This is a genomic window from Curtobacterium sp. ISL-83, from assembly GCF_018613895.1.
Taxonomy (GTDB): domain Bacteria; phylum Actinomycetota; class Actinomycetes; order Actinomycetales; family Microbacteriaceae; genus Curtobacterium.
Window position 1 is genome coordinate 31,677 of the sequence record NZ_JAGGPH010000002.1, and the last position, 18,760, is coordinate 50,436.

19 protein-coding genes are annotated in these 18,760 nt (G+C 71.4%); 9 read left to right on the forward strand and 10 right to left on the reverse strand.

Translation table 11 applies throughout. The annotated features are described in order from the left end of the window. Positions 1-164: 164 nt before the first annotated feature. Positions 165-746 carry a DUF3000 domain-containing protein gene (locus tag J7E22_RS00400; RefSeq protein ID WP_214977827.1) on the reverse strand — a complete coding sequence of 194 codons (582 nt, stop codon included), beginning with the start codon at positions 744-746 and terminating at the stop codon, positions 165-167. A gap of 23 nt (positions 747-769) precedes the next feature. Here J7E22_RS00400 and J7E22_RS00405 point away from each other — a divergent pair, with 23 nt between their 5' ends. Next, positions 770-1,993: a S9 family peptidase gene (locus J7E22_RS00405; protein WP_214977829.1), complete on the forward strand. Its 1,224-nt coding sequence runs from the start codon at positions 770-772 to the stop codon at positions 1,991-1,993. Between the two features lie 132 nt (positions 1,994-2,125). Here the strand turns inward: J7E22_RS00405 and J7E22_RS00410 are convergent, their stop codons facing one another. After that, a complete protein-coding gene (locus tag J7E22_RS00410) occupies positions 2,126-2,581 on the reverse strand; it encodes a SufE family protein (protein WP_214977831.1) in 456 nt (151 codons plus the stop codon). Next, on the reverse strand, positions 2,578-3,489 hold the full coding sequence (locus tag J7E22_RS00415; protein ID WP_214977833.1) for a sulfurtransferase: 912 nt from the start codon (positions 3,487-3,489) through the stop codon (positions 2,578-2,580). Before J7E22_RS00415 ends, J7E22_RS00410 begins: the two co-directional genes overlap by 4 nt. Before the next feature lie 182 nt (positions 3,490-3,671). Here J7E22_RS00415 and zapE point away from each other — a divergent pair, with 182 nt between their 5' ends. Beyond that, positions 3,672-4,625, forward strand: coding sequence for a cell division protein ZapE (gene zapE / locus J7E22_RS00420; protein ID WP_214978180.1), 954 nt, complete (start codon positions 3,672-3,674; stop codon positions 4,623-4,625). Between the two features lie 230 nt (positions 4,626-4,855). Next, on the forward strand, positions 4,856-6,130 hold the full coding sequence (locus tag J7E22_RS00425; protein ID WP_214977835.1) for an ammonium transporter: 1,275 nt from the start codon (positions 4,856-4,858) through the stop codon (positions 6,128-6,130). 414 nt (positions 6,131-6,544) lie between these two features. Here J7E22_RS00425 and J7E22_RS00430 read toward each other — a convergent pair whose 3' ends face one another. Next, positions 6,545-7,516 (reverse strand): aldo/keto reductase, encoded by a 972-nt coding sequence (locus tag J7E22_RS00430; protein WP_214977837.1) that lies wholly within the window; start codon positions 7,514-7,516, stop codon positions 6,545-6,547. 191 nt (positions 7,517-7,707) lie between these two features. Between J7E22_RS00430 and J7E22_RS00435 the strand changes: the two genes are divergently transcribed. Beyond that, on the forward strand, positions 7,708-8,673 hold the full coding sequence (locus J7E22_RS00435) for a beta-ketoacyl-ACP synthase III (RefSeq protein WP_214977839.1): 966 nt from the start codon (positions 7,708-7,710) through the stop codon (positions 8,671-8,673). Positions 8,674-8,929: 256 nt separating this feature from the next. On the opposite strand, the gene J7E22_RS00440 is transcribed toward J7E22_RS00435, so the two are convergent. The 6 genes from J7E22_RS00440 to J7E22_RS00465 form a co-directional block, all read right to left on the reverse strand. Beyond that, the gene (locus tag J7E22_RS00440) at positions 8,930-9,826 is read right to left on the reverse strand and encodes a hypothetical protein (protein ID WP_214977840.1); all 897 of its coding nucleotides are present in this window, start codon (positions 9,824-9,826) and stop codon (positions 8,930-8,932) included. Between the two features lie 58 nt (positions 9,827-9,884). After that, complete coding sequence (locus J7E22_RS00445) at positions 9,885-10,808, reverse strand: hypothetical protein (protein ID WP_214977841.1); 924 nt, start codon at positions 10,806-10,808, stop codon at positions 9,885-9,887. Between the two features lie 271 nt (positions 10,809-11,079). Beyond that, a complete protein-coding gene (fliW, locus tag J7E22_RS00450; RefSeq protein ID WP_214977843.1) occupies positions 11,080-11,448 on the reverse strand; it encodes a flagellar assembly protein FliW in 369 nt (122 codons plus the stop codon). After that, on the reverse strand, positions 11,445-12,326 hold the full coding sequence (gene flgL, locus J7E22_RS00455; protein WP_214977845.1) for a flagellar hook-associated protein FlgL: 882 nt from the start codon (positions 12,324-12,326) through the stop codon (positions 11,445-11,447). The genes fliW and flgL overlap by 4 nt, the downstream gene beginning before the upstream one ends. 2 nt (positions 12,327-12,328) lie before the next feature. Continuing rightward, the gene (gene flgK / locus J7E22_RS00460; RefSeq protein ID WP_214977847.1) at positions 12,329-13,750 is read right to left on the reverse strand and encodes a flagellar hook-associated protein FlgK; all 1,422 of its coding nucleotides are present in this window, start codon (positions 13,748-13,750) and stop codon (positions 12,329-12,331) included. Between the two features lie 3 nt (positions 13,751-13,753). Further along, positions 13,754-14,239 (reverse strand): flagellar protein FlgN, encoded by a 486-nt coding sequence (locus tag J7E22_RS00465; RefSeq protein WP_214977849.1) that lies wholly within the window; start codon positions 14,237-14,239, stop codon positions 13,754-13,756. A 430-nt stretch (positions 14,240-14,669) separates the two neighbouring features. Between J7E22_RS00465 and J7E22_RS00470 the strand changes: the two genes are divergently transcribed. The 5 genes from J7E22_RS00470 (at position 14,670) to J7E22_RS00490 (ending at position 18,759) form a co-directional block, all read left to right on the forward strand. Next, complete coding sequence (locus tag J7E22_RS00470) at positions 14,670-15,488, forward strand: sigma-70 family RNA polymerase sigma factor (protein ID WP_214977852.1); 819 nt, start codon at positions 14,670-14,672, stop codon at positions 15,486-15,488. A 128-nt stretch (positions 15,489-15,616) separates the two neighbouring features. Next, complete coding sequence (locus J7E22_RS00475; RefSeq protein WP_214977854.1) at positions 15,617-16,462, forward strand: flagellin; 846 nt, start codon at positions 15,617-15,619, stop codon at positions 16,460-16,462. 93 nt (positions 16,463-16,555) lie between these two features. Next, positions 16,556-17,953: a flagellar filament capping protein FliD gene (fliD, locus tag J7E22_RS00480; protein ID WP_214977856.1), complete on the forward strand. Its 1,398-nt coding sequence runs from the start codon at positions 16,556-16,558 to the stop codon at positions 17,951-17,953. 13 nt (positions 17,954-17,966) lie between these two features. After that, entirely contained in the window at positions 17,967-18,437 is a 471-nt protein-coding gene (gene fliS / locus J7E22_RS00485) for a flagellar export chaperone FliS (RefSeq protein ID WP_214977858.1), read from the forward strand. Continuing rightward, on the forward strand, positions 18,427-18,759 hold the full coding sequence (locus tag J7E22_RS00490) for a hypothetical protein (protein WP_214977860.1): 333 nt from the start codon (positions 18,427-18,429) through the stop codon (positions 18,757-18,759). The genes fliS and J7E22_RS00490 overlap by 11 nt, the downstream gene beginning before the upstream one ends. Position 18,760 lies beyond the last annotated feature (1 nt).

The following is an 18,760-nucleotide window of genomic DNA, read 5'->3' on the forward strand; positions in this document are numbered from 1 at the left end:
CGCGGTCTCCGCCGCGTCGTCCGGCTCGGACGACGCAGCCGCCGCGGCGGCCGCGAGGGACGACGCTGGCGGCGAGGAGAACGTGAGTGCGGGCACGGTGGAGACGGGAGTCCGCGGCCCCGACGCGGGGTCTCCGGACTGCGGTGTCCCGGTGGCGGGGTCGTTCACTTGGCGAGCCTCCTCGGGGCCAACAGGGTCACGCCGTCCGACGCGGGCGGCAGACCGGCGAGCATCGTCACGATCTCCTCCCAGGCTGTCACGTGCGCGGTCAGGTCGTCGCCCCGGGGCGTCCAGGACGCGCGGAGCTCGAGCTGCGCACCGTCGCCCTGCGCCGCCAGGTTGCCGTACCCGCGGGAGATGATCTTGGTGGCCGTCCCGGAGGCGTGGTCGTACTCCGCGCCGTGCGCTGCGAGGGCGTCGACGAGCCAGCTCCACGTCACGTCGGCGACGAACTCGTCCACGCCGATCTCGGGTTCGAGCGGCGCCTGTGCGAACGTCACGATGCGGAACGCGCCCGCCCAGCCCTCGGGTTCGTCCGGGTCGTGCAGGGCGATGAACCGGCCGGTCCCGAGGTCGGAGTCGATGCCGTGCGCGACGCCTGACACGTCCGCCGCGAGGGCGATCGAGAACGGCGCGATGCGCGACGGCGAGGGGATCTCCGTGATCGTCGTCTCGACGCGGGTACCGCCCGACGCCACGAAGGCGCGGAGCCGCGCGAAGGCGTCGGGCTCTCGGGATTCGGACACGACTGCAGACTAGGCTCCGCACCATGTCCCGATCAGCGCGACCCGCCGAGGACGTCGCCCAGGACGCCGCGCGGTCGGCCGGCCTGATCGCGCTCGGGGTGGGCGTCGCAGCAGCCGCCGTGACCACCGCGGTCGTCGGGGGCTTCGTCGCCGCGATCGCCCGGGCCGTCGTCACCCCGGACCGCAAGCGCACCGAACGGGTCCCGATCCACGCCGTCGACACGACCCGCGGGACGGTCACGATCGAGCGCACCGCCGACACCGAGCTGCAGGGGCGGTACAGCCTCTGGTTCGGTGGCGGGACCGGGCACATGCGCGTCGGCGAGGTCCTCGGCACGACCGACACCACCGTCACCCGTCGCATCATCGCGGTCGACGCCGGAGACCCCACGAACGCCCGGCGCGGTCGCTGGGGCGGCTGGTTCTACCTCAACCCGGGCGAGCTCGACGTCCCCGTCGAGGACGTCGACATCCCGACGCCGAACGGCCCGGCACCCGCCTGGGTCGTCCGCGCCGACGACCCGGCAGCATCCTGGGCCGTGCTCGTCCACGGCCGTGGCGTCACCCGCGCGGAGACGATCCGGGCGGTCCCGGTGTTCCGTGCCGCCGGCTACTCGGTGCTGCTCGTGTCGTGGCGGAACGACGGGGTCGCCCCGCCGAGTGACGACGGCCGCTACGGGCTCGGGAGCACCGAGTGGGAGGACGTCGACGCCGCACTCCGCTGGCTCGCCGCCCAGGACGCCTCGAGCGTCGTGCTCATGGGGTGGTCGATGGGCGGTGCCGTGGTGCTCCAGACCCTGCTGCGCTCCGGGTTCGCGGACCTGGTCGACGGGGTCGTGCTCGAGTCGCCCGTCGTCGACTGGCACGCCGTCCTCAAGTCGCAGAGCCGGCTGATGCGTTTGCCGCGACCGGTCCGGAAGGTGGCGCAGCGCCTCCTGCGCACGCCGGTCCTGCACCGGCTCACGGGCCTCCGACACCCGGTCGACCTGCGCGAACTCGACATGGTCGCGCGCGCCGACGAACTGCACGTGCCGATCCTGCTCATGCACAGCGACGACGACGGGTTCGTGCCGTCGTCGGCCTCGCACGCGTTGGCCGCCGCCCGGCCCGATCTGGTGCGGCTCGCGATCCAGACGACGGCACGGCACACCAAGCTCTGGAACCACGACGCAGACTGGTTCGATGCGCGGATCCTCGCGTGGCTGACCGAGGTGGTGCAGCCGACCAGCGCGACGCACGCGTCGTAGACGCGGGTGCGATGCGGACGGGAGGCTCCCCACCGGCACGGCCGGACCGCCGCTGACGCGTCGCTCCGGAACCGGCGGCGTGGGCCCAGATGCCAGCTGCTGGGGAGCCTCCCGTCCGTCGTCTGCGCGCGTCTACGCGGCGGCGACCGCCGCCCGCACCTGCCGCTGCACCCGACCGAGCATCCCGACCATCCCGCGGATCCGCAGCGGGCTGACCGCCTCGGACAGCCCGATCGTCAGCGGGTAGTCCGCCGGGACGGCGAGCACCTGGTCGACCGTCAGGCCGGACAGGCCCTGCGCGAGGATCGACGCGAACCCGCGGGTGGTCGGGGCCTCGCGCGGGGCGGTCGCGTGCATCCGGACCACGTCGGGGGCGTCGCCGTCCTGGCCCACCGTGACGGTGATGAAGACGGGGGACTGACACTCCTCGACCCGTTCGAGTTCGTCCTCGTGCCCCTGGAGCCGCTCCGGCAGCGCGGGGAGTTCGTCGGAGAACTCGAGGAGCAGCTGGAGGCGGTCCTGCTGGGAGAGCTCGAGGAAGTCGTCCCGGATCTCGGCGAGGGCCGGGGGGAGTGGTGCGTCGGTCATCGGGCCGGGACCGTCCCCGGCTCGGAGCCGACGGCGATCGGCACGCGGACCGCGCTGCCCCACTCCGTCCACGATCCGTCGTAGTTGCGGACGTTCTCGTACCCGAGCAGGTGCTGCAGGACGAACCAGGTGTGGCTCGACCGCTCGCCGATGCGGCAGTAGGCGATGACCTCGTCGGCGTCACCGATGCCGGCACCGTCGCGGTACACGGCGTCGAGCTCGTCGCGGGGACGGAAGGTGCCGTCGGCGGCGGCTGCGGTGGCCCACGGGATGTTCACCGCGGTCGGGACGTGGCCCGCGCGCAGGGCGCCCTCCTCCGGGTAGTCCGGTGCCGTGGTGCGCGAGCCGTCGTACTCGGCGGGGCTGCGGACGTCGATGAGGGGCTTGCCGAGGTGCGCCAGGACGTCGTCCTTGAAGGCGCGGACCGGCTCGTCCCGGCGCTCGACGACGGGGTACTCGACCGGGGTGACCTCGGTGCGGTCCGTCGTGGTCGGACGCTCCTCGGCGATCCACTTCGCGCGTCCGCCGTCCAGCAGCCGCACGTCCTCGTGCCCGAACAGCGTGAACACCCAGAGGGCGTACGCGGCCCACCAGTTGTTCTTGTCGCCGTAGACCACGATCGTCGTGTCGCGGCCGATGCCCTTCCGGCCGAGGAGCTCCGCGAAGGCGGCGCCGTCGATGTAGTCGCGCTGCACGGGGTCGTTGAGGTCGGTGTGCCAGTCGACCTTCACCGCGCTGGGGATGTGGCCGGTCTCGTACAGGAGGACGTCCTCGTCGGACTCGACGACCACGAGGTCGGCCGGTGCCACGCCCTCGTCGAGGCGGTCCTGCAGCCACTGGGTGGACACGAGACGCTCCGGGTGGGCGTAGGCGGCGAACTTCTCGGACGGGTCGACCGGTGCGGTCATCGGGGGTACCTCCTGGGTGGGTGTGCGGCGCCGGACTAGGATCGGTCGTCGGTGCCTACGGCAACGGTACGCGGACGTACCGTCGGTCATGGCAACGTGACACTGCGCGAACAGCTTCCCGGAGGGCCTGGAGATTGCCTGAACACCTCGTCGACCGCGACCCTCGGGTGACGCCGCAGCAGATGGCGGCGTCGCTCGTGCCGCCGCCGCAGTTCACCGAGGCGTCCTTCGACTCGTACCGCCCGGACACCGACTACCCGTCGCAGGCGTCCGTCCGCGACGCGGTCGCCGCCTTCGTCGCCGCCGGACCCGCTGCTGCACCGCGACGTGGCCTGTTCGGTCGCCGCCGCCCCGCTGCGGAGTCCGCCGTGCGGTCCGGCGTGTACCTGGACGGCGGCTTCGGCGTCGGCAAGACGCACCTGCTCGCCGCGGCGTACCACGCCGAGCCAGGACGCAAGACGTTCGGGACGTTCATCGAGTACACCGCGCTCGTCGGGGCACTCGGCTTCCAGGGCACGGTCGACCTGCTGCGCGGGACCTCGCTCGTCTGCATCGACGAGTTCGAGCTCGACGACCCGGGCGACACGATGGTGATGACCCGCCTCATCAAGGAACTCTCCGAGACCGGGACGCGGTTCGCGGCGACGTCGAACACCCCGCCGGGCGCACTGGGTGAGGGCCGGTTCGCCGCGCAGGACTTCCTGCGCGAGATCCAGGCGATGTCCGACCGGTTCGAGACGCTGCGGATCGACGGGCTCGACTACCGCCGTCGTGCCGTGGACGAGTCCGCCGCGGTCGTGGCGGACGTCGCGGCCTCGCTGCCGGCCGGTCGGGTCACGCTCGACGACTTTGACGCCGTCGTCGCGCACCTCGGGTCCGTGCACCCGTCGAAGTACGTGGCACTCGTCGAGGGGCTCGACGCCGTGGGACTCACGGACGCGCACCCCTTCGCGGACCAGACGGACGCGCTCCGCTGGGTCGCGCTGGTGGACCGGCTCTACGACGCCCAGGTTCGGATCGTCGCGTCCGGGACGCCGCTCGACCGCGTGTACCCGGAGACGATGCTGAGCGGCGGGTACCGGAAGAAGTACCTGCGGGCCGCATCGCGCGTGGTCGCGCTGAGCCGTCCCTCCTGAGCGAGCCGTCCCGCTCGGGCGCGCCGTCCCGCCCGGGCGAGTCGACCCTCCTGACCGATTCCCGGCCGTTGCCCACGGCAACCGGAGGCGCCCGAAACACGACGTTTACATTGGGCCCGATCGTGTTACACCCACGAAACAGTTCGTGCTCCCTCATGAAATCTCACCTCGCCAGACTCTGATCACCCGAGGCGGTCCACGAACCGCTTGCGCTATCGAGAGGTGAGCAGATGCTTGATCAGGGCAACACGACGTTCGTGTTGGTGATGGCAGCGCTGGTGTTGTTCATGACACCAGGCCTGGCGTTCTTCTACGGCGGACTGGTGAAGGCCAAGTCCGTCATCAGCATGATGATGATGTCGTTCGGCGCGATCGCGCTGGTGAGCGTGCTGTGGGTCGTCTACGGCTACGCGATCTCCTTCGCCAACACCGGCCCCCACACGGCGATCTCCGGCGCGGTCGGGTTCTTCAGCATCGACTGGAACCAGATCGGACTCGGGCAGGCGTTCGAGGAGGCACGAGCCTCCACGATCCACGCCGCGTACCCCTCGATGGCGTTCGTCGGCTTCCAGGCCACGTTCGCGATCATCACCGTCGCGCTCATCTCCGGCGCCATCGCCGACCGTGCGAAGTTCGGCGCGTGGATGGTCTTCGCCGGCATCTGGGTGACCGTCGTCTACTTCCCGGTCGCGTCGTGGGTGTTCAACCTCACCTCGGGCTGGGCGGCCACGTGGGGCGTGATCGACTTCGCCGGTGGCACCGCGGTGCACATCAACGCCGGTGCCGCGGGTCTCGCCCTGGCGATCGTCCTCGGCAAGCGCGTCGGCTTCGCCAAGGGCGCGCACAAGCCGCACAACCCGCCCTTCGTGCTCCTCGGTGCTGCGATCCTGTGGTTCGGCTGGTTCGGCTTCAACGCCGGGTCCGAGGGCGCTGCTGACGGCGTCGCCGCGATCGCCTGGGTCAACACGCTCGCCGCTCCGGCCGCTGCGGTCCTCGGCTGGCTGCTCGTCGAGAAGCTCAAGGACGGCAAGGCGACCTCGGTCGGTGCCGCCTCGGGTGCCGTCACCGGGCTCGTCGCCATCACGCCGGCCTGTGCTGCGCTGACGCCGGGCTGGGGCCTGCTGCTCGGGTTCCTCGCGGGCATCATCTGCTGCTTCGCGATCGACTGGAAGTACCGCCTCGGCTTCGACGACTCGCTCGACGTCGTGGGCGTCCACCTGGTCGGCGGCATCTTCGGCACGCTGTTCCTCGGCTTCTTCGCCAACGACACTGGCCTGATCTACTCGGGCTCGTTCGCCCAGCTCGGCAAGCAGGCCGCCGCCGCCGGTGCGGTCGGTGCGTACTCGTTCGTCCTGGCCTTCATCATCGGCTGGCTGATCGAGAAGACGATGGGCTTCCGCGTCAAGACCGAGGACGAGGTCGCCGGCATCGACACCGCGGTCCACGGTGAAGAGGGCTACGTCCTCTACGAGGAGTCCGACAACACCCCGGTCGGCGTCCGGTAGCTCCACCGCCTCGACACGACGGGCCCCGCGCAGCAGCGCGGGGCCCGTCGTCGTTCGTGATGCGTTGTGCGTTGTGCGTGGTGCGTGCGGAGCCGCGCGGTGCGTCGCTACGGTCGGGGCGGGACCGGTGTGCCGCTGCCGCGGCAGCGGGTCGAACCAGGTTTCGACGTCGAACCAGGTGCGGAGGCCGGTTCGATGTCGCTTCCGTGGTTCGTCAGCGACAGGGGGCCGTGAGCGTGCGGTGGTCGTGACCACGGACGGGAGGCGCGGTGCGGGTCGGACCCGCACCGCGCCTCCCGTCCGGATCACCCGGCGGCGTCGCCGGTCGCGTCACCAGACGCGCGGCCGGTCACGTCGCCGGTCGCGTCGCCGGACGCATCGCCTGCGCGTGGCCCGTAGCGTGGCGGGCGCGACCTACCAGGCGTAGTCCTCCGGCGAGGTCTTGTGGCCCGGGAAGATCTCGTCGAGCCGGTCGAGCGCGCGCTGGTCGAGGCGGATGTCGACCGCGCGGACCGCGGACTCCCACTGCTCCATCGTGCGGGGGCCGGTGATCGGGGCCGTCACGCCGGGCTGGTGCAGCAGCCAGGCCAGGGCGAGTTCGCCGGGGGTGTGGCCGAGCTCCTTCGCGAAGGACTCGTACGTCGTGAGCTGGTCGCGGTGCTCGTCGACGTACGCGGCGCTCCGACCGGAGAGTCGACGCGAGCCGTTCTCGGTCTTCTCGATCACGCCGCCGAGGAGGCCGCCCTGCAGCGGCGACCACGGGATGACGCCGAGGCCGTACTCGCGGGCGGCCGGGAGGACCTCGCGCTCGATGTCGCGGACGACGAGGTTGTAGATCGACTGCTCGCTGACGAGGCCGAGCGTGTGGCGGCGGGCGGCGGCCTCCTGGGCCTGGGCGATGTGCCAGCCCGCGAAGTTCGACGACCCGACGTAGAGGACCTTCCCCTGCTGCACGGCGACGTCGATGGCCTGCCAGATCTCGTCCCACGGGGTCGCACGGTCCACGTGGTGGAACTGGTACAGGTCGATGTGGTCGGTCTGCAGGCGCTGGAGGCTCGCGTCGAGGGCCTGGCGGATGTTGAACGCGCTGAGCTTCCCGCCGTTCGGCCAGTCGATCATGTCGCCGTAGACCTTCGTGGCGAGCACGGTCTTCTCGCGGCGGCCACCGCCCTTCGCGAACCAGCGGCCGATGATCTCCTCCGTCGCGCCCTTGCCGACCGAGCCGCCGTAGCCGTTGGCGGTGTCGAAGAAGTTGACGCCGAGCTCGTGGGCCCGGTCCATGATGGCGTGCGAGTCGTCCTCGCTGGTCTCCGGTCCGAAGTTCATCGTCCCGAGTACCGCTCGTGACACCGACAGCCCTGTCCGTCCGAGATGTGTGTAGTCCATGCGTCAGGTCTACGGGATGGGGGCTGCGGATGCCAGGCACTGGGAGTGCCGGTCGGGGGTGTGGCGCGGCGGGTGGCGCGGGTGCGTGCGCGCGTGCGCGGGCGCGTTGTGGCGATGGGGGTGGTGGGCCGCGTGCTGGTGCATGCGCGTCACGGCATGCGGGGTTGCCGCGGGGGAGTAGCGTGCCGACCGTGAACACGCCAGCACTCCGTGGCAGCCGGATCCTCGGGTTCGGCCACCACCAGCCCGAACGCATCCTCACCAACGACGAGCTCTCGACGATGGTCGACACGAACGACGAGTGGATCACCACCCGCACCGGCATCAAGACCCGACACATCGCGGGGCCGGACGACTCCGTGACCTCCATGGCGATCGAGGCCGGGAGGAAGGCCCTCGCCGATGCCGGTGTCGCGCCGTCCGAGGTCGGCCTCGTCATCGTCGCCTCGACCACGCACCGGGACCGGGCTCCGTACACCGCGGGGCGCGTCGCCGCGGCGCTCGGCATGTCCAACGGGCCTGCGCCGATCGACATCAACACGGCATGCAGCGGGTTCGAGTACGCGTTGGCACTCGCGGACCAGTCGGTCCGCACGGGTGCCGCCGACATCGCGCTCGTGATCGGATCGGAAACCCTGTCGAGCATCGCGGACTGGACCGACCGGTCGACCTGCGTGCTCGTCGGTGACGGGGCCGGGGCAGCGGTGATCGGCGTGTCCGACACCGCGGAGATCGGCCCGGTGTCGTGGGGGAGCGTGCCGCACCTCGAGCAGGCGGTCCGTGTGTCCGGGGACCCGGAGCGGTTCTCGCAGGAGGGTCGGTCGATCTACCGCTGGGCCATCACCGAGGCGGAGGGGCACGCCCGGGCCGTCGTCGAAGCCGCCGGGCTCACGATGGACGACATCGAGGTGTTCGCGTTCCACCAGGCGAACCTGCGGATCATCGAGCCGCTCGTGGCGGCGCTCGACGGCGGGTCCAAGTACGTCGTGCGGGACGTCGTCGAGTCCGGGAACACGTCAGCGGCGAGTGTGCCGCTAGGGCTGTCGAAGGCGTGGGAGCGGGGCGAGCTGCCCGAGGGGGTGCCGGCGCTGCTGTTCGGGTTCGGCGGAGGCTTCGCGCACGCGGGGCAGGTCGTCACCACGCCCGTTCGTCGCTGAGGCGCGGGGCGGGCGCTGCGGGCTGCGGTTGAGCGCCGAGCGCTAAGTGCTGAGCGCTAAGTGCTGAGCGACGAGTCCTGGGCATGTGCGCGCCACGCGCCTGGGTGCTGTGCTCGCGCACTGCGCTGCGATTGCGCTGCGATTGCGCTGCGATTGCGAGCAGCGCCTGGACCCTGCGCCTGCGGTCTTCGCGCTGCGCCTGGAGACCCTCCGCCTGCGGCCTTCACGCAGCGCTTCAGGCTTCAGGCTTCAGGCTTCAGGCTTCCGGGTCCTCTTCCCGCTTCCGGGTCCAGGGGAGGGCCCGGCGATCCTTCCGGACGCCGTCCGATGACGACTCGGCCTTCGGGGCACGCACGGACTTCGGGACCTTGCCGGGCTTGGGATCGAGCACGAACGGGAACGACGCCGGCGGCAGGCCGAACCCGGTTCGCGACGCCTGGATGACCTTCCGCCCGAGCGCGTGGTTCCCGAGCCCGCCGACCGCCGCACCGATGCCGAAGGGCAGTGCGCGGCCGATCATCGAGGACCCCTGGCGAACCGCGAACCGCTTCACGAACTGGTCGCGGATCTGGCCCCCGATCCCACCCACGACCTGCTTCGGCAGCGACGACGTCACCATCTCCCCCCAGAACGCGGTGCGGACCTGACCACCGGCGGCCTGCCCGGCGAGCTGCTTGACCAGCTGGGTGCCGGGCGTGCCGAGGATCATCGCCATCACGAGGGTTCGCGCGCGCTCGGGGTCGTCGAGGGCGATGCCGTGCACCTCGGTGATGGACTGCGCGAAGAGCGCCGTCGTCTCGAGGAACCCGACCGTCTCTGCTCCGCTCAGGCCGAGCGCCGCCACCATGCCGACGCCGGGGATCACCGCGCTGGCCCCCACCGCGGCCCCGCCCGTGGTGACGGCGGCGAGGTACTGCCGCTCCAGGATCTGGATGATCTCGGCAGGGGTCGCTTCCGGATGACGCCGACGGACGCCGTTGACGTGGGCGATGACCGCCGGTCGCTGCACGCCGATGACACGGTCCAGCCACTTCGCCCACCCGGTGGACTGCGCGTCGAGCTGGCGGCTCCGGTCGAGGTCGTCCGTCGTGTCCGGGCGGACCGGCGCGGGCGGCATCGGCACGATCGCGTGGTCCTTCTGCTGTCGGGGCATGCCGGAGACCGTACGCTCCGGACATGGGACTCTCGCTCGGAGCGTCCCGCCAGCGCGCTCATCGGCAGGGCACCCCGGCGCGGACGAGCTTCGCCCGCACCGCGTCCGGGTCCATCAGGTCCGCCCAGGTCAGGCGGATGACGAACCGTACTTCGGGGAAGGAGCGCACGAAGTCCTCTCGCTGTTTCTCGTGCCAGTGGGCATCGGCGGTCGTGCGGTTGCCGAGCATCGCCGGGTCCTCGTACTTGCCGCGCCCGTCGACCTCCACCACGACCCCTTGCTCGGGGAACCAGAAGTCCACGACTGCTGTCCGCTCGCCGGGCCGGTGGAACGCGTGTTGCTGCAGGGGCGCCGGTGTCCCGAGCTGTCGGAACCGAACGCGGCACACGGACTCAGCCGGCGAGTCCGACGCCGCAGACCCCATCTCGATCGCGATCCGCGCCTTCGCATGCCCCTGGTGTAGTTCCGCGAGTTCACGTCGGAGCTGATCAGGATCGGTCAGGCCGTGCCGGAGGACGTGGTCGACAACGGGGAGCGCGGCCAGGAGCGGTCGAGCGGAAGCGACGTCGATGACGGTGCGCGCAGGTGTCGTGACGGCCACGCCGCGGAACACCGACCCCGGTGCAGGGCGACGGTGACCGACGCCGTGCCGGACGAAGCAGGCAGTGACGCGTGTGTGCGTCGTGGTGGGATCCGCGACGTGGACCTTGGGCGGCCACCAACCCGTGAACGGGTAGCCGAGGACAGCGCATGCGGACTCGTGCGAGAGCACGTCGGACGGTCGGACGCGGGCGAGTGCTGCCCGGACCAGCACGACGTGCCGATCGTTCGGGTGCAAGCCGTCCAGTGCGCCCCGACGAACGAGTACCCCGGGTCGGATCCGTTCGAGATCACCGCGCCGGGCAGCCCGCTCGATCGACCGTCGTTCCGCCCCGGGCAGGTTGGCGGTCCGGATCAGTTCGATGTCGTTCGCGGCGCTCATGCCTCGAGTGTCGTGGGAACGGTCGTGCAGCCGGAGCGACCTCACACATCAGTGGACAGCGTCGCTGCTGACGTCGCCTGTGGAGGAATCGCCGGCGTCCATTCGGGATCATGCTTCGACCGAACGCTCGTCGATCGACACGTGGACGGTCGGAACATGCTCGCGCAACGAGTGCGTGTGCATGTTTCGACGATGTGCGCGGCGATCGACTGGTGGAACGTCGAAGTCGGCGTGCGCGGCCGCCGCCGCCGCCGCGCCGCGCCGCGCCGCGCTAGCGCCGCGCGAGCTCCGCGCGCAGGGGGAAGTCCTGGTCCTCCAGGATGAGCTGCGCGCCCACCGAGGTCCGGGCGTTCACGACGATCGGCGCGAGCAGGTTCACGGTCGTGCCGGCCTCGCCGGGGTTCGCCACGACGAGCAGCATCGCCTCGGCGGCGGACGCCAGGTCGAGCAGCGCCGCTTGCTCGTCGGAGAGCTCCGGCGCGTAGTCGGGCAGGTGCTCCGCGGCGTCGAGCAGGTACAGCCGCGCGTCCGCGCCCACCAGGGTGAAGAGGCCGGAGGCGCCGTCGACGGGCGTCAGCGTGAACACGGGCGCCGAGGCGAGGCCGAACGGCGGGACGGTGAAGGTCAGGTCGATGCTCATCGGAGGTAGTCCATCAGGGTCGGCTGCAGGACCTTCGCGGTGATGGCGAGGGCTGCCTGGTAGTTGGTCTGCTGGACCTGGACGTCGAGGACGGCCTTCGCGAGGTCCTTGTCCTCGATCCCGGACCGCCGGGCCTCGAGCGAGGTCGCCACGGTCTTCAGGGAGTCCTGCGCGGCGAGTGCGGAGGCGTGCCGGACGCCGACGTCGGCCTGGGCGCCGCGGACGGTGGTGATCGCGCTGTCCACGTCGGCGATGCGGGCGTTCACGTTCGTTCCGTTCTGCAGGTCGGTCACGATTGAGTCGATCATCGAGAACACGGAGGTCGACCCGGAGCCGAACACGGCGGTCCCGGAGGTGTCGACGCGCACGGTGTCGCTGTCGCCGATGCGGCGGGTGACGGCGGTGCCGGCGGACGCCCAGCCGGTCGTCGGGTCGAACGCGGTCGGCGTCGTCGAGGAGCCCGCGAACACCGAGCGGGTGCCGTAGGTCGCGTTCGCCCGCGAGGTCAGGTCCGCCTTGAGCGACTGGAACTGGGTGATGAACGTCTGGCGGTCGGCGTCGCTCATCATGCCGGTGTTCGCCGCCTGGACGGTGAGGTCCCGCACGCTGCCGAGCACCGAGTACACCCCGGACAGGGCGCTGTCGGTCGTCGCGAGCCACCCGGCGGCGTCGTCCGCGTTCCGGGTGTACTGCGCGGTCGCGGCCTGGTCCTTCCGGACCTGCATCGCCGAGGCGGTGCCGACCGGGTCGTCCGACGGCTTCTGGATGTTCTTCAGCGAGGTGGCCTGGTCGGTCAGCTGCGCGAGCTTCGCGGCACCGGCCTGCAGCCGCGCTGCGGCGGCGGCCATCGACATCTGGGTCGTCACGCGGGTGATCATGTTCAGCTCCTCCCGACGAGGCCGACGTGGTTGATCAGGGTGTCGAGCATCTCGTCGACGGCGGTCAGGACGCGCGCGGCGCCCTGGTAGGCGTGCTGGTAGTTCAACAGGTTCACGTTCTCCTCGTCGAGGTCCACGCCGGCGCCCGACTGCTGCTGCGTGCGCGCGTTGGTGAGGGCGAGGCCGGTCAGCGTCGATTCCGAGGTGGCCGTCCTGGAGGCGGTGCCCACCCCCGCCACGAACGTCGCCCATCCACTGTCCGGGCTGCCCGGCGCGGCGCCGAGCTGCGAGAGCGCGTCGGCGAACGAGTCGTCGAGCTGGCCGGCGGCGTTCCGGGTCGCGATGCCCGAGGCGTCGGTCGGGACCACGCGGATCCCCTGTGCGGCGGGGACACCGGCGGTCACCGCGAAGAAGGGTTGACCGGTCGCACCCGACGCGGTCGTGCCGGTGGTGTGCACGGCGTTCACCGCGGTCGCGAGTTTGGTCGCGACGGCGTCGTACGCGGCGGAGGCCTGCGCGATCGCACCGCCGGTCCCGTTCGGGTCGGCGGGCGCGAGCAGGGAGAGGTTGCCGCCGATCGACCCGCCCGAGAGCGTGACCGCGCCCGCGTTGCCGGAGGTCCAGGTGAGGGTGACGGCAGTGCCGTCGGCCATCCGATCGGCGCCGCCGAGGGCGAGGGAACGGGCACCGCTGCCCTGCACGATGGCGTTCCCGCCGATGAGCACGTCGACGGTCCCGTCCGTGTTCGCGCGGGTCGTGCCGCCGGCGAGGGTCGCGATCTGCTCGGTGAGCTGGTCCCGCTGGTCGACGAGTTCGTTCGGCGCGCCCCCGGCCGCGAGCGCGGCCCGGATCTGCCCGTTGAGGTCGGCGACCTGCCCGGCGGCCTCGTTCAGCTGCCCGACCTGCGCCTCGGCCGTGGCGTGCACCGTGGACCACCGCGTGTCGAGGGACCGCGAGCCGCTGGCGAGCGTGCTCGTGACGGTGCTCGCGGCAGCGATCACCGCGGTCGCGGCCCCGGCGTCCTCGGGATGGGTGGCGAGTTCGCCCCAGGACGACCAGAAGTCGTCGAGCTTCGTCGCGAGGCCGTTGGCACCGGGCTCCTGCAGCCCGGTCTCGAGCGCCGACAGCGCCGTGGCGCGGGCGTCGGCGTACGAGGACGACCCGGTTGCGGCACGGACGCCGGCGTCGAGCGTCAGCGACCCGAGCCGGGCGATGCCGTCGACGGAGACGCCCTGACCGGCGAGCGCCGCGGTGCCCAGCACGAAGCCGGTCTGCGCGCGGGACACCGAGGTCTGCGTGAGCCGCTGCCGGGTGTACCCCGTGGTGCCGGCGTTCGCGATGTTCTGCCCGGTGACGTCGATGCCGGCGCGGGCGGCGGTGAGCCCGGAGTACGCGGTCGCGAGCGAGCCGAAGGTGCTGACCATGTGCTAGAGGTTCCCCTCGAAGAGCCGGGCGGCGTCGGTGGCCGACCCGCTCGTGCCGGTGGCGTCGTAGGTGGCGGGTCCGGCGAGGGCACCCGCGAGCGTCTCCTCGGTGGCCTGTGCGGAGGTCCGGAGGAAACGGTCGTTCGCGTCGCGGAGGGCACCGATCTGCGTCGTCAGCTGCACCATCGCGGTGAGGTGTGCCGCGAGGATCTCGCCCCACGGGCCGTTCGGCGCGGCGGCCACGACGTCGCGCAGGGGGGCGTCGGCGGGGACGCCCCACTCCTCGGCGACCTCGGCGCTCGACGCGGCACGCTCCAACCCGGTGCTGCGGAGGCGCTCGAGCACCTGCTCGACCTCACGGCTCGCGTGGGACACCCAACGGGATCGGCCGGCAGCGAGGAGCAGCTGCTCCTCCTCGAGCTTGAAGGTGAGCAGCTCGAGCAGTTCGCGTTCGCGCCAGAGCACGGCGGACAGGTCGTTCACGCTCATCAGCTCCTCCCGGGTCGGTGTGGTGGGGACGTGTCCGCAATCGTGTGGACAGCGGTGACTATCGGTCGCGACCCGGGGTGCGTAAGCCCGACGGGTGCCGTGGCGGGGGTGCGCGACGGGACCGACGCGATCCGTGCCTCCAGAACGGGGGGTGAGAACGGTCGTTCTGACACCGGTGTCCCCCCAAATGCGGACCACGAAACGGGCCCCGTACCCCCGCACTGGGGACGATGTACCTCCCCTCAGGTGATTGCCAGCCGTTACATTCGAACTGCAGCGCGGGGGAGACCCCGCACCGGGTCGCAACGGCCCGGATGCACCGCTCGGAAGGACCCGGGCGGTTCTTCGGCGATCGAACCGGCCAACCGAGGCCGGCGTTCGTCGCGCCCACGGACGGGTCACACAGCAGCACGTCGACCAGGGGATCAGCATGGACCGCACCGCACGCAACGCGATGATCGTCGAGCACCTGCCGCTCGTGGGCTACATCGTGTCCGACGTCCGAGCCCGCGCCACCCACCTCGACCGTGACGACCTGGCAGCCGTCGGGTCGCTCGCACTCGTCGCGGCGGCCGACTCCTTCAACCCGGACCTCGGCGTCCCGTTCGGCGCCTACGCCCGCACCCGGATCACCGGCGCGATCGCGGACGACATGCGTTCGGCCGACTGGGCCTCCCGCGGCACCCGGAAGCGCATCCGCGAGACGCTCGCGACGCAGGAAGCACTGTCCGCGCGGCTCGGCCGCTCCGTCGGTGTCGACGAGATCGCCGAGGCGATGGGCGTCGACCGCCAGACTGCCGCGGACGCGATGAGCGACGCCGGACGCACCGTGACGACCATCGACGACGCCGTGCACGACACCGTCATCGCCGACGTCGCCCTGCCCGGGGACGAGCTGCTCGAGGCGGAGAAGCGCCGCTACCTGCGCGCCGCCGTCGACGCGCTGCCCGACCGCATGCGGTTCATCGTCGACGCCGTGTACTTCGGTGACCGCTCGGTGACCGAGGTCGCCGCCGAGCTCGGCATCACCCACTCGGCCGTCTCCCAGCAGCGCTCGGAAGCGATGCGGTTGCTGCGCGACGGCCTCGCCGCCCACTACGGCGACGGTGGGGCTGCCGCCGAACCCGCGAGCCGCACGACGACCGCCCGGCGCAGCGCCTACCTCGCACGGGTCGCGTCGAACGCCGCCGCCGGCGTCGCGCGCGCCGTGCACGACGCGGCCACCACCCAGGTGGTCGTCGCCAGTTGACCCGTCGGCGGATCTTCGTCGAAGAAGTTCCGCCGATCTCCTAACGGCTCCCGCCAACCGGTCGAGAGTCACCCATGTCAGCCCACGGACGGGCAGACGTACGACCCACATTCACGGAGGAAACCACCATGGGTATGTCCATCAACACCAACCTCTCGGCACTCAACACGTACCGGAACCTCAACTCCACGCAGAACGACCTGTCGAAGTCCCTCGAGAAGCTCTCGAGCGGCCTCCGCATCAACCGTGCTGCCGACGACGCGGCCGGTCTGTCGATCTCCGAGGGGCTGAAGTCCCAGGTCGGTGGCCTCACGGTCGCCGCCCGCAACGCCCAGGACGGCATCTCCGTCGTGCAGACGGCTGAAGGTGGGCTCACCGAGACCCACTCGATCCTCCAGCGCATGCGCGACCTCGCCGTCCAGGCAGGCAACGACTCGAACAACGCTGATTCCCGCACCGCGATCTCCACCGAGGTCGGCGAGCTCTCCAAGGAGCTCACCCGCATCTCGCAGTCGACCAACTTCAACGGCATCAACCTGCTCGACGGCACCGCCGGCGCAGCGGGCGACGGCAAGCTGGTGTTCCAGGTCGGCGCGAATGCCGGTGCGTCCAGCCAGATCAACGTCGACCTGTCGGGTGCGAACGTCGCCACGGTCGCGACGGCCGTGAGCTCGCTCACGTTCGACAACGCCACCAACGCGCAGGCCGCGATCACCGCGATCGACACGCAGATCAAGAACGTGTCGACCGCTCGATCGGCCATCGGTGCCGTCCAGAACCGCTTCGACCACGCCATCAACGTGACGAACGTGGCCAAGGAGAACCTCACCGCTGCCGGCTCGCGCATCACCGACGTCGACATGGCGGAGGAGATGGTCAAGTACACGCGCGACAACATCCTCAGCCAGGCCGGTACGTCGATGCTCGCGCAGGCGAACCAGAGCACCCAGGGCGTGCTCTCGCTCCTGCGCTAGCCGAACTGACGCCGCCGTCCGGGACCGATCGAGGGTCCCGGCCGGCGGCGTCGCCCCTCCACGACCTCCACCACCGACGGCAGGGAGCCCTCGATGTCCACGTCGTCCGTGTCATCGGCGAACAGCCTCGCGATCGACGGTCTCGTCAGCGGGCTGAAGACCACCGACCTCATCAACTCGCTCATGTCGGTCGAGGCCGTCCCGCAGACGCTCCTCAAGAACAAGCTCAGCGACACGAACTCGTTCATCTCGTCACTGCAGACGATCAACGGGCTCGTGCAGGCACTCGCCACCAAGGCCACCGCCGCCTCGAAGGCGTCGTCGCTCGACCTCTTCGCGGCGACCAGCTCGGCCCCCGGCGTCACCGCCACGGCGGGCACCGGCGCCGCCGCGGGCTCCGTCAGCTTGACCGTCGGGTCCACCGCGTCCGCGCAGGTCGGTGTCACCGCGGCCATGTCCACCTGGGCCGCGAGCGCCCAGCCGGTGACCATCGTCGCCGCCGACGGCACCGTGACGAGCGTCACGCCGGCCTCCGGGTCCCTCGACGACACCGTGTCGGCGATCAACAAGGCCGGCGCCGGCGTCACCGCGACGAAGGTCGCCGCCGGCACCGACACGAACGGCGCGAAGCTCTACCGCCTGCAGCTCACCGCGACGAAGACCGGCGCCGCAGGTGCGTTCTCGGTGTACCGCGGGTCGGCCGCCGACGTCACCGCCGGGACCGCCACCAACGTGCTCACCGCGACCGGGGCCGCCGTCGTCACCGCCGCCTCGGACGCCAGCGTCACCCTCTGGGCTGGCACCGCCGCAGCGCAGACCGTCACGAGCGCCACCAACACGTTCACCGACCTGCTGCCCGGTGTGAACGTCAGCGTGACGCAGCCGACGACCACACCGGTGACGGTGACGATCGCGCAGGACACGACGAAGGCGCAGTCGGTCGCGTCGGGCCTCGTCGACGCCATGAACGCCGTCACCTCCTACTACGGCTCGAACACCTCGGTGACGAGCACCACGAGCCCGACGACCGGCACCACGTCGACCACCGCCGGGGTGCTCCTCGGGGACGGCACGACGCGCGACGCCGTCCAGCGGCTGACGAGCACGATGTCGGCTCCGGTCAACGGCAAATCGCCCTCGTCGATCGGCATCTCGATCACGAAGGACGGCGACTTCGCCTTCGACGCCGACGTGTTCCAGCAGGCCCTCGCGACGGACCCCCAGGGGACCCAGGCGATCCTCTCCGGTGCCGCGGCGAACGTCGGGGCCGCCGCGACCGCGGCGTCCGACAAGTACAACGGCTCGATCACGTCCTCGATCAACGGGCAGCAGTCCGTCGCGAAGGACCTCAACACCCAGATCGACAGCTGGACCGACCGGCTCACCGCCCGCCGAGCCGCCCTGCAGACGCAGTACGCCTCGCTCGAGACCAGCCTCAGCAAGCTCCAGTCCCAGTCGAGCTGGCTCTCGAGCCAGCTCGCGGCGAAGTAGCTGAGGAGACGCCATGACGTTCGACTTCCAGGCAGCGGCGTTCCGCCAGGCCGCTCAGCCGCGCACCGTGACGGACCAGCGCCGGGCCCAGTACACGAACGAGGCCGTCCTCTCCGCGACACCGGCCCAGCTCGTCACGATGCTGTACGACCGGCTGCTGCTCGACCTGCACCGCGCCGAGGCCGCGCAGGTCGCCGCCGACTGGGAGGCCGCGCGCGAGCAGCTCCTGCACGCGCAGGCCATCGTCGGTGAGCTGTCCTCCACGCTGCGGATCGACGTCTGGGACGGCGGCGAGGGGCTGATGGCCGTGTACACGTACGCGTCGTCGTCGCTCATCACGGCCAACGTGCACCGGGACGTCCAGGCCACCCGGGACTGCATCCGGATCCTCGAACCCCTGCGGCAGTCGTGGCACGAGGCGGCCGCGTTGCTCCCAGCCACCGCCGCGCACAGCGCGAGCGGGGGAGCGCTCGGTGTCGCCTGACGACGAGCGCGCGGCGTCGGCTGACGCCGAGCGTCCGGGGCCGGCTGACGCCGAGCTCCGCTCCGCCTGGGAAGCCGTGCTCGCCTCCCTGGAACAGGACGCGGTCGGCGAGACGGTCGCCGGATGGTCGGAGCCGGCCGGGCTGGGACCGATCCCGCGCGAGTTGATGGGGCGTGCCTCCCGGCTGCTGGCCGCGCAACGGGACCGTCTCGCCGTCCTGGAGGCGGACCGCCGCGCGACCCTCGAGCACCTCGGGGCGTTGCGTGCAGTGGACGCCACGCGGGAGCCGCAGCGCTCCGTGTACCTCGACGCCTCCGCCTGAC

Bases quoted from the DNA above. Each gene is read 5' to 3' on its own strand.
- J7E22_RS00440 (WP_214977840.1), bottom strand. From the start codon at position 9,826: ATGCCCCGACAGCAGAAGGACCACGCGATCGTGCCGATGCCGCCCGCG.
- flgK (WP_214977847.1), bottom strand. From the start codon at position 13,750: ATGGTCAGCACCTTCGGCTCGCTCGCGACCGCGTACTCCGGGCTCACC.
- flgL (WP_214977845.1), bottom strand. From the start codon at position 12,326: ATGATCACCCGCGTGACGACCCAGATGTCGATGGCCGCCGCCGCAGCG.
- fliS (WP_214977858.1), top strand. From the start codon at position 17,967: ATGACGTTCGACTTCCAGGCAGCGGCGTTCCGCCAGGCCGCTCAGCCG.
- fliD (WP_214977856.1), top strand. From the start codon at position 16,556: ATGTCCACGTCGTCCGTGTCATCGGCGAACAGCCTCGCGATCGACGGT.
- J7E22_RS00465 (WP_214977849.1), bottom strand. From the start codon at position 14,239: ATGAGCGTGAACGACCTGTCCGCCGTGCTCTGGCGCGAACGCGAACTG.
- J7E22_RS00415 (WP_214977833.1), bottom strand. From the start codon at position 3,489: ATGACCGCACCGGTCGACCCGTCCGAGAAGTTCGCCGCCTACGCCCAC.
- zapE (WP_214978180.1), top strand. From the start codon at position 3,672: ATGGCGGCGTCGCTCGTGCCGCCGCCGCAGTTCACCGAGGCGTCCTTC.
- fliW (WP_214977843.1), bottom strand. From the start codon at position 11,448: ATGAGCATCGACCTGACCTTCACCGTCCCGCCGTTCGGCCTCGCCTCG.
- J7E22_RS00475 (WP_214977854.1), top strand. From the start codon at position 15,617: ATGGGTATGTCCATCAACACCAACCTCTCGGCACTCAACACGTACCGG.
- J7E22_RS00405 (WP_214977829.1), top strand. From the start codon at position 770: ATGTCCCGATCAGCGCGACCCGCCGAGGACGTCGCCCAGGACGCCGCG.
- J7E22_RS00470 (WP_214977852.1), top strand. From the start codon at position 14,670: ATGGACCGCACCGCACGCAACGCGATGATCGTCGAGCACCTGCCGCTC.
- J7E22_RS00445 (WP_214977841.1), bottom strand. From the start codon at position 10,808: ATGAGCGCCGCGAACGACATCGAACTGATCCGGACCGCCAACCTGCCC.
- J7E22_RS00425 (WP_214977835.1), top strand. From the start codon at position 4,856: ATGCTTGATCAGGGCAACACGACGTTCGTGTTGGTGATGGCAGCGCTG.
- J7E22_RS00430 (WP_214977837.1), bottom strand. From the start codon at position 7,516: ATGGACTACACACATCTCGGACGGACAGGGCTGTCGGTGTCACGAGCG.
- J7E22_RS00410 (WP_214977831.1), bottom strand. From the start codon at position 2,581: ATGACCGACGCACCACTCCCCCCGGCCCTCGCCGAGATCCGGGACGAC.